Genomic DNA, 8,518 nt, shown 5'->3' with positions numbered 1-8,518 from the left:
CGACTACGAATCGCCCGCCAACTACGAAAAGAAGTACCGGGCTGCCGCCTGATGGCGATAGCCCGGGACACTCTGCGGAACCGGGGCAGCTTCAGACTAGCGAGGAGCGCACCGCTGGCCCGGTTGACGCGCTCCTGATGAGTCACAGGGGTGAAGCCGAACCAAGAGCCGAGCGCCATGGCAACATCCAAACGGTCTTCGTCGTCCAGGACAGCCGGTCAACCGTTGGGAAAGCTCTCGTACAGTTCACGCACAAGCTGGCCGCGCACTAAGCGAGTAACCTGTCGGCTTCGCTCAGCCTCGCCAACCAGCCGAGCCTCCATTCCTGAGTCATTTCTTCCAGCTTGCGAATTCCACATCAAGGCGGAGTTAACGGAGCCCCCAATGTACCTGCCTCGGGGGCTTCGCCTAGTCTACCCTGATTTCCCGAGGGTTTACGCGTCGGCGAGCGTCGCGCGCTGGGGCGGCATTCGCGCGGAGAGCTGACCTACGCTCGTGCGAGGGCACGTCGAGGGCGCGCGGGACGGTGTTCGCGCTCTCTTCTCGTGCCCACGGGGAGAGAGAAGCTGAGACGCGGTTAACAGCCGGACCTCATTCTCCGGGACGGTGACCCGGCGATCAACTGTCCACCCGCCTCCAAGTGGACGGTTCGTGGTCGAGCGACGGCGCGCACGCGGCAGGCGTGGCGTGCGCGGTTGATCACAATCACAGGTCATGCACGAGAACCACCGCGAAGGCGCCCACGTTCGCGCGTGAGGCACAGATCGCGCCGCTCCGAGCCTGGGGCGCGGCTCGCGGTCAGAACGCGCCCGTGCGTGCCGTCCCGTTGAACCGCGTGCAACAGTTGCCGGTTGCCCACCCGCCCTTCTGCGACGCGAGTTGTTGCAGGTCATGCAACAACTGCCGTCCGGGCGAGCGCGCTTCAGGCCCGGTCGATGATCCTCACGTCGATGAGCGCTTGCAGGTGGTCGCTCAGCGTCTTCGGGACCGGGCCGCCGTTGATGAGGACGCCGGCTTCCATGTTCTTCTCGAGCGCGTGCCCTGTGAGGTTCGCGCTCGTGATGAACGCGCGCGCTCCGTCGACGACCGCGACCTTCGCGTGGACCTTCCCGTCGACGAAGGGCTCGACCCTCTTTCTCCACGTGAAGACCTCCGCAGACGGGATGCTGCTGCGCATCTTGGGTACGAGATCCTTGTCCAAGGTGCCCCCGTGCTCCTTCGAAGCTTCGATCAGGACCCGGAGACGAACACCACGGCTCCCTGCCTCATTCAGGGCCGCGACGACGCTCTGGACGTCGTAGGCGACGAAGCTCACGAGGAACAAGTCGGTGGTCGCGCTGGCGATCAGGTCGAGCAGCACCTGCTCCGTTCGGCGCGTCGGCACGAAGCGCGTCGTCGGGCCCGTCCAAACCAGCTCGACGCTCAGCTCGCGCTCGACACGCAGGCGCGCCTCGGACGCCCCCAGCAGCATGCCCGCGACCTCGTCGCCCCTTGCCTGCACCTGCGCCCACGCGGCCACCACGCGCGCTACGGCAGCGCGTGCTGCCGGCGTGTCCGCGAGTGTGTTGGCGGCCGGAGCCGCATTGGGCTTCGTCAGCCCGCGAAGCGCAGAAGCGACGGTGCGTACCTTCGCAGGAGAGACGAGAGCTACGAGGTCTACGACCGCATCAAGGAGCGCCTGCATCAGAGCCCCGCGAAGAAGGCCGCGTCGGTCACTTGGAGCGTCGGGATGACGAGCGTGCGATCGAGATAGCGGTTGCCGCACTCGCACGAAGTCTCGGAGACGAACGAGCACGCGTGGCACGAGGCTGCATGGAGCGACGCGTCCGTCCTCGGGTTGTGCTCGGCGCACAGCGGGTCGGACGCGCAGACCTTCGCGCGGTCAAGGGCCTGCCGCAGCAAGCGCCGGAGATTCTCGGGCTTGCCGAGCTCGACAAGCCCGCCGAGCGTACCATCGGAGTCGGCCGCTGCCGTGTAGATCAAGATGCCAGCCTGCGACTTGCCGCTTTCGGTGTCGGCGTAGACACGCTCGCGAATGCTCGCCGCGTTGTAGCCGCAGTCGAGCGCGAGCTCGCGGATGAGCAGATGGGCGATCGTGTGAAGCAGCGCGAAGCGCAAGCCGGGGAAGCCGGGATCAGGATCCAGCCCGCGTCGCGCACGCCAGCCACGGTGCCCTCGGCGCAGCTCGGCTTCCTGCGCTCGAGGACCGGACCCCATAGCCCAGTTCATGAGCGCATCCTCTGAGAACTGCAGGAAGATGCCCTCGCCGTGGACCTGCGTGGCGGGCACCCAGTTGGGCGCGGTGCGCCCGATCGGAGCGCGTGGCGCACGCTCCGCTCCACCGCCCTCGTTGGGCGACTCGACGCGCGTGAAGCCGAGCAGCGCGTTCACCTCGCGCAGCCGCTCTAGGAGCAACACACGTGAGAGGTACGGCTCGAAGCCCGCGGGCACGTCGGCCTTCTTGCTCATGAAGTGCGGGTAGTCGGTCGGCGGCTTCGGCGACGTGAGCACGTCCCACTCGGGTCCCTTCAGGTCGAGCTCCTCGTCGCCCACCGTGCCGCCGCGATGGGCCTTGATGGCCTCCCAGACTTGGTCGCCCGTGAAGGCATTGATGCCGGGAAGCTGCGCCGACTTCTTCAGAGTCTTTACGACGGCCGCCGCCTCGACGGCGTTCTCGACGTCCTCGAAGAACGTCCAGCCGTCTGCGACGAACTGCGCGAGCGGGCTCCCCGTCTGCGGGATCGCGAGCACCGAGAGCGTCACAGGGAACCAGCCGTTCGTTGCCCCGAGCAGGATGGCGCGCGGGACTTCGGCGCAGCCGTCCTCGAAGCGGTTGAGATGCGGGTGACGCCCGCGACAGCCCGGCAAGTTGTCCTTGCCGACCTGCCCGAAGGCTTGCGCCATGCTCTTGGCGGCGCTGCATGAGTCGCAGCGCACCCACAGGTTCTCGGTCTGGAGCGAGGCGCCGCTCTCGAAGAAGCGCAGCGTGCCCTTGCAGCCGCTCGGCCCTCCGTGAACGAACCAGTGCCACGGGAAGTCGTCGAGATGGCCCTCGCGGCACGCGAGGAGGAAGCGCGCGGGCACCGCGTCGGCGTCGCGAGGCTTCTGGTCACCGCGTGAGCCGGTGCAGCCCTTGTGGACGAAGCGCGTCCTCTCCGGACGGTAGCGGTTCGCCTTCAGCTCGAAGAGGCCCGCGTCGAACGGCGAGAGCAGCCCGCACTTCACGCAGCGCATCCAGCGCGGGAACGGCTTCACCGGTACCCCGACGAGCGCCTCGGCCGAGAACGGATCGACGACGTCACTGTCGGTCAGCGGCGGCATGCGCAGCGACTCGACTTGGTCACCGAGCACGCGGCGCACATTGGTCAGCAGCCGCGCCTCCTGGATCGGCTGGCAGCGCCCCAGTTCCCAGCGGTCGATGCCCATCGTGACGACGGAGAGGTTTGGCAGATCGATCAGCGCGCCGGGCCCGTAGGTCCACAGGAGCTGGCTCGGGCGAACTTCGCCCACCGGGGTCTTACTCATGGCGACTCCTCCTCGTCCGTCGCATCAACGTCGGTGGGGCGCGGGCGCCAGACCGGATCTTGGTTCGAGCGATCGTCCTCCATCACGAGGTTCACGCCGGGCTCGACCTCGCGCATCGACATGGGGACGGTCCACGTCGACCACGGACGAATGCCGGGCGCTTCGAGCAGCGCGTACGCGGTCGGGCCAGCGCCGTACTTCTGATACACGAGCACGCGCCCGGGCACCGCCGCCTCCTTCGCCCACTCGTCGGCGCGGCTCTTCATCTCGGCGGTGGCGAGGCTCTTCTTCGCCGAGTCCTCGGTGACCTCCCACGTGCGCTCGGTGACCGAATCGACGGTGGAGACCATCTCCGGGCGGCTTGGGCTGTTGAGCGCACCCGCGCCCGGGTTCGGGGCGAACGGCTCGAAGCGGTTCCGCATCACCGCGAGCATCGCGCCGGTGAGCCCACGGTCCATCGCGCGCGGCGAGAACGGCGTGACCGACTGCGCCTCGACGTGTTGGTAGAACGTCGCGTGGTAGTGCTCGAAGGTCTCGTAGTGCGAGAGGTCGCGAGGCCGCGCCCACGTGAGCACCGCTGCGACGAGACCGGGGAACGAACGACCGACGCGGCTCGTCGCCTGGATGTACTCGGCCGTGCCCTTCGGCTGGCCGTTCACGACCATGACGCCGAGGCGGTTCACGTCGACTCCGACGGAGAGCATGTTCGTTGCGAGCACGATGTCGATCGGTCGAGGGGCGACCGGTCGTTGGCTGCCGGAGCCGGCCGGAGGCGCTGCCGAAGGCCGCGCAAACTTGCCGGTGCTCGGGTCGAACGTGCCGTCGAATGGAATCTCGAGCTGGTCGAGGTACTTTGGGATGTCGGCGTTGCTCACGCGCGAGGTCAGTTCGGCGATGGTTCCGACGCGACGCTGCTCGAGACCAGGGCGCTCGACGAGGCTCATCTTCACGCGAAACGATCGCGTCTGAACGTCGTCCTCCGCGAGGCGCTTCATGCCGCCCAACTCGCGCAGCGAGTTGAAGTAGCCGACGAGCGTCATGTACGGGTCGGCAATGGAGCCGAATGCATCGAAGAGCCCCTGCGCCGCCGTAAGGAACGCGGTGTACGTGCGGATGAGCACCGCCGGCCTTGAGCTGCCCGGTGAGCAGATGCCCATGTACCTGCGTCCAGGCTTGCTCGCGACCGAGCGCTGGACCGAGAAGAAGTCGTCTTCGACGTCGAGTGCCTTCGGCGGGAAGATCGCAAGGCGTCGCATGAAGACGTTGCGCACCTGATCGCCCGCGCGCCGGACCGTTGCGGTCGATGCGACGACCTTCGGGCGCACCTTGGTCTTGCCAATCTGCCACGAGCAAAGGTCGTCAACCGCGGTCTCGTAAAGACCGACCATCGTTCCCAGCGGACCGCTGATGAGGTGGAACTCGTCCTGGATAATGAGGTCCGGCGGGCGGACCGCGCGCACCGGTTTCACCTTCGCGGCGGCGTGAGGCTTGCGGGTTCTATGGCCACCGCCGCAGTCGTGGCCCGGCCAGAGCAGCCCGTGGCGCTCGCACTCTTCCTTCACCTTGCCGAAGAGCGTCCGCACCTCCGCACGCCAGGCCATCATCGCAAACTTGTCGACGGTGGCGATCATCATCGTCGGAGGCCGGTGGTAGATCTCCTCGTCGACGAGCTTCACCGGCAGACCGGGATGCGCGTTGGTGTTCGACTTCGCCTTGGTGAACTCGCACTGCGAGAGCTTGTCGCCGCAGTAGATGGCGGTGCGACCGGCGGTCTTGTCGACCTCGATGTCACGCCCGGGCTGAATCTCCGAGCCACACCACGGGCAGCTCGTGAGCTGCGCGGGCGACGCGATACCGGCGCGGTTGCGGTCCTTGTCGCGGATGGCATCGATGGCCTGGTGCGACACTTCGGTGGTTCCCGGGGTCACTTTGTTGCCAACCCATAGGCCGAGTGTGAACGGCTCCGCTCCCCACTTCGAGACTTCGGCCGAGCGGAGGACCTCCATCGCGCACAGCAGCGTCGCGGCACGCTGGAACTGCTGCAGCGTCAACAGGCGCAGCGTGTACCGCATGATGACCGTGAGCCCTCGCCCGCCGTCGAGGTTCTCGACGACGCCTTGCAGGCGGCGGATGCCCATCGCGAAGGCCGCGACGCCGAGGTACGCCTCGGTCTTGCCACCGCCCGTGGGGAACCAAAGTAGGTCGGCGAACGCTTCGGCGGGACTCGTGCGGTCGGAGTGCTTCGGATCGGCGAGCGATGGAATCGACAGCAGCAGGAACGCGAGCTGGAACGGGCGCCACGAGCGGTTCTTCCGTACGTCGACGTCGGCGCAGGCCAGCTCTTCGCCACGACGGCGCTTGAGCGCGTAAATGCCTCGCACACGTTGGCGGGCCATCGCGCGGTTGGCGAAGCGGAAGGCTTCCAGTGCCTTCGAGTCGGCGAAAAGCACCTTCAGGCCTGCCCTCAGGCGTTCAAGCGTGGTCTTGCAGCGGTCGAGCGCTTCGTTGGCCGGGGCGTCGTAGCCGGTGATCTCCTTGCCGACACGCGCTCGCTGGTCGTCGAGCCACGCGGCGTAGTCGTCGACGAGCGTTTTCAGCGCCTCTTCGAGCTCGGCCTTTCCGAGGTCGGCCAGCGAGAGCATGTCGAGCCAGCCTCGCTCGACCATCTTCTTCATCTCGGGGCGGTCGTCGGGATCGAGGCCCGGCGTCTCGGTAACTGGCACCTCGTAGCGAGGGATGACCTCGGTGCGCACGAGCGTGGCGCGGGTCGGGTCGTTCGCGGGCGTCTCGGCGTGGACTGCCACGCCGTGGCCCACGGCGAACTCAACGCGGCGCCGGTAAATGAGCCCGAGGTGGTCGCGCTCGGAGTCGTCCACGACGACGTCGTTGCTCGGACGCCGGAGGAACACGGGCGCCCCGGCCGCCTCGCCCGAACCCGTCACGCCGAGCTCGGGCTGGAAGAGCCAGGCACTGTCGCGGTTGGTCTCGGGTTCGAGCTGGCCGTTCACCAGGAACAGCGTGACGAGGCGCTCGCCCTTAGCGTTGGTGCGCACGGCGCCCTGGATGCGGACCTCCTCCAGCTCCGCATCGGGCACCAGCGGCTTGATGGGGCCGTCCTCAAGCGTGAGGGTCACGCGCCCGCCGCGCGGGAAGCGGCGCCAGACCTTCACCTTGCTCTCCTCAACCTTGCCAGTCTCGCGGTCCTTCCTCGGCCGCGTGTACTCGTGTTCCTCCTTCGGAACACGGGCGTAGCTGCCCCAGCGCGCGGTGACGTTCAGCGTCTTCACATCGGGACCGACGCAGAACGTGAGGCCCATGCTCGAGGGCACGAGAGACTGATTGTTGGTCGTATCGATCTCGTCGAGCGCGTCGTCCTCGGGCTCGACGCGCCCGCTCGCGCGATTGAACTCGGCGCCGGGTTCGTGGAGCGGGGCATCGTTCTCCTGCGCCGAGTCGTCCTCTTCGTTGGCCGCCGCCGCAGGCTCGACCTCGGTGCCCGTCGTCGCGTCGCCCGGCGTTCGCGGCGCGAGCTTGCCGGCGAGGTAGCGGTCGCGGACGCTCATGTCGACGACCAGCTCCTCGGGGCCGTTGGCCGGCCCAAGCAGGTCGTCGCGCGTCGCAAGCTCAAGCAGCTCGCGCACGTATGCGGCGTCTTCGATGAGCGGCACGTCGGCCGACGACGAGACGCCGTCACGCGCGAGCACCGCGGCGAGGTCTTCGGGACGCAGGCGCGAGACCTGTCCCATGGGGAACGTGAGCCCGACGTCGGCGAGCGAGCCCGCTGACTTCACTACGTGTAGCTTGTCGAAGTAGAGCGTGGTCGACTCAAGGTCGGTTCGGATGCGCAGGATGCGCCCGAGGCGCTTCAGGGCTCCCGTCGTGTCCACGACGACGACCCAGTGGCCCCGCGCCAGCGCGCTGAAGCCGGTGCGTTCACCGCCGAGCCGAACGACTAATGGGCCGAGCGACATCGCCTCCTTGGCGAGCCATGCCTGTGCGTTCGGTGTGGCGGTCGTCGTCATGCGTCGCTCCTCATCTCGCTACAGCTCCACTCGCGAGAAATGCGGGTAGATCCGGTAGAACTTCTTGAACACCTCGAAAGGATCTTCTCCGAGCCCCGACTCGGGTAGCTCGAAGCCAAGTTTCTCGCGGGCATCGCCGTTCGCCTCCATCGTCAGGCGCTCCAACGTGGAGAGCGCGGGGAGATCGATTCGGAGCGGCTGGTCGGGCGGTGAGTAGAACGTCCAGCCCTTCACTAGGGGCTCGACAATCGTGTCGTTCGTTCCGCAAACGACGAGCGTCGCCGTGACCATTGGCTGCCCGTCCGCGTAGTGCGTGCTCAGCGCCCACACGACCTTGCGGTCCGCGTGGGTGAGTACCTCCTTCTCGACGGCGAGGAACAGGGCGCGAAGGATGCTCGGGCCGTAGGTGCGCTTCTCCATGCCTGCGGCGGTCAGGTCACTCGGGCAGAGAGCTCCGAGCCGATCCTTGAACTTCTCGAGCCGCCACGCCCACAACGCCTCGCCGGAGAGCTTCGGGTTCGGCTCTCCCAACGCACTAAGCTGGGCATTGAGCGTAACGCGCAGGATGCTGTTGAGCTTCACCTCGCCAACGGTTCGCGCGAAGCGTCCGATCTGCTCGACGGGCTTCGGTGCTGTGTAGTCGAACCAGATGATCGCGGGTCGGTCGAAGTCGTGCGCGTCGAGGTAGTCCTCAAGGCTCGAATGCACGCACTCGACCGACGCAGTGGGTCTGTTAAAGAGCTGGCGCTTGTGGACCTCCTCCTCGGATTCGACGCTCGTCATGCGGTCGATCCCGAGGCGCGCATGCACCAGCCGGAAGTCCTCAAGGAAGGAACCTCCGAGCCCGATGTAGTGGTGTCCCTCCAGCGCCAAGGCAGGCGCCAAGCGCGTCAACAGGGAAAGGAACAGCTCGCGGTCCACGGCCTTGTTCGGCCGCAGCTTGTACGGCACTGAAGAACCGGTGCTCACGT

Annotated in this window: 4 protein-coding genes; all 4 read right to left on the bottom strand. The window is 67.2% G+C overall.

The genetic code is table 11. The features are described from left to right. Positions 1–922: 922 nt before the first annotated feature. The 4 genes from drmC to BLU09_RS37500 are packed head-to-tail and all read right to left on the bottom strand — an operon-like array spanning position 923 to position 8,516. A complete protein-coding gene (drmC, locus tag BLU09_RS37515) occupies positions 923–1,684 on the bottom strand; it encodes a DISARM system phospholipase D-like protein DrmC (protein WP_090495950.1) in 762 nt (253 codons plus the stop codon). After that, positions 1,684–3,525 carry a DUF1998 domain-containing protein gene (drmB, locus tag BLU09_RS37510; RefSeq protein ID WP_090495949.1) on the bottom strand — a complete coding sequence of 614 codons (1,842 nt, stop codon included), beginning with the start codon at positions 3,523–3,525 and terminating at the stop codon, positions 1,684–1,686. The genes drmC and drmB overlap by 1 nt, the downstream gene beginning before the upstream one ends. After that, positions 3,522–7,547: a DISARM system helicase DrmA gene (gene drmA / locus BLU09_RS37505; protein WP_090495948.1), complete on the bottom strand. Its 4,026-nt coding sequence runs from the start codon at positions 7,545–7,547 to the stop codon at positions 3,522–3,524. The genes drmB and drmA overlap by 4 nt, the downstream gene beginning before the upstream one ends. A gap of 18 nt (positions 7,548–7,565) precedes the next feature. Further along, complete coding sequence (locus BLU09_RS37500) at positions 7,566–8,516, bottom strand: O-methyltransferase (protein WP_143043276.1); 951 nt, start codon at positions 8,514–8,516, stop codon at positions 7,566–7,568. Between the last annotated feature and the right edge of the window lie 2 nt (positions 8,517–8,518).

It is taken from the genome of Myxococcus virescens (assembly GCF_900101905.1).
Lineage (GTDB): Bacteria > Myxococcota > Myxococcia > Myxococcales > Myxococcaceae > Myxococcus > Myxococcus virescens.
Note: the sequence above shows the minus strand (reverse complement) of the source record. Positions and strands in the feature narration are given on the sequence as shown.

Excerpts from the sequence above, each read along its gene's own strand:
- drmA (WP_090495948.1), bottom strand. The coding sequence starts at position 7,547 with ATGACGACGACCGCCACACCGAACGCACAGGCATGGCTCGCCAAGGAG.
- drmC (WP_090495950.1), bottom strand. The coding sequence starts at position 1,684 with ATGCAGGCGCTCCTTGATGCGGTCGTAGACCTCGTAGCTCTCGTCTCT.
- drmB (WP_090495949.1), bottom strand. The coding sequence starts at position 3,525 with ATGAGTAAGACCCCGGTGGGCGAAGTTCGCCCGAGCCAGCTCCTGTGG.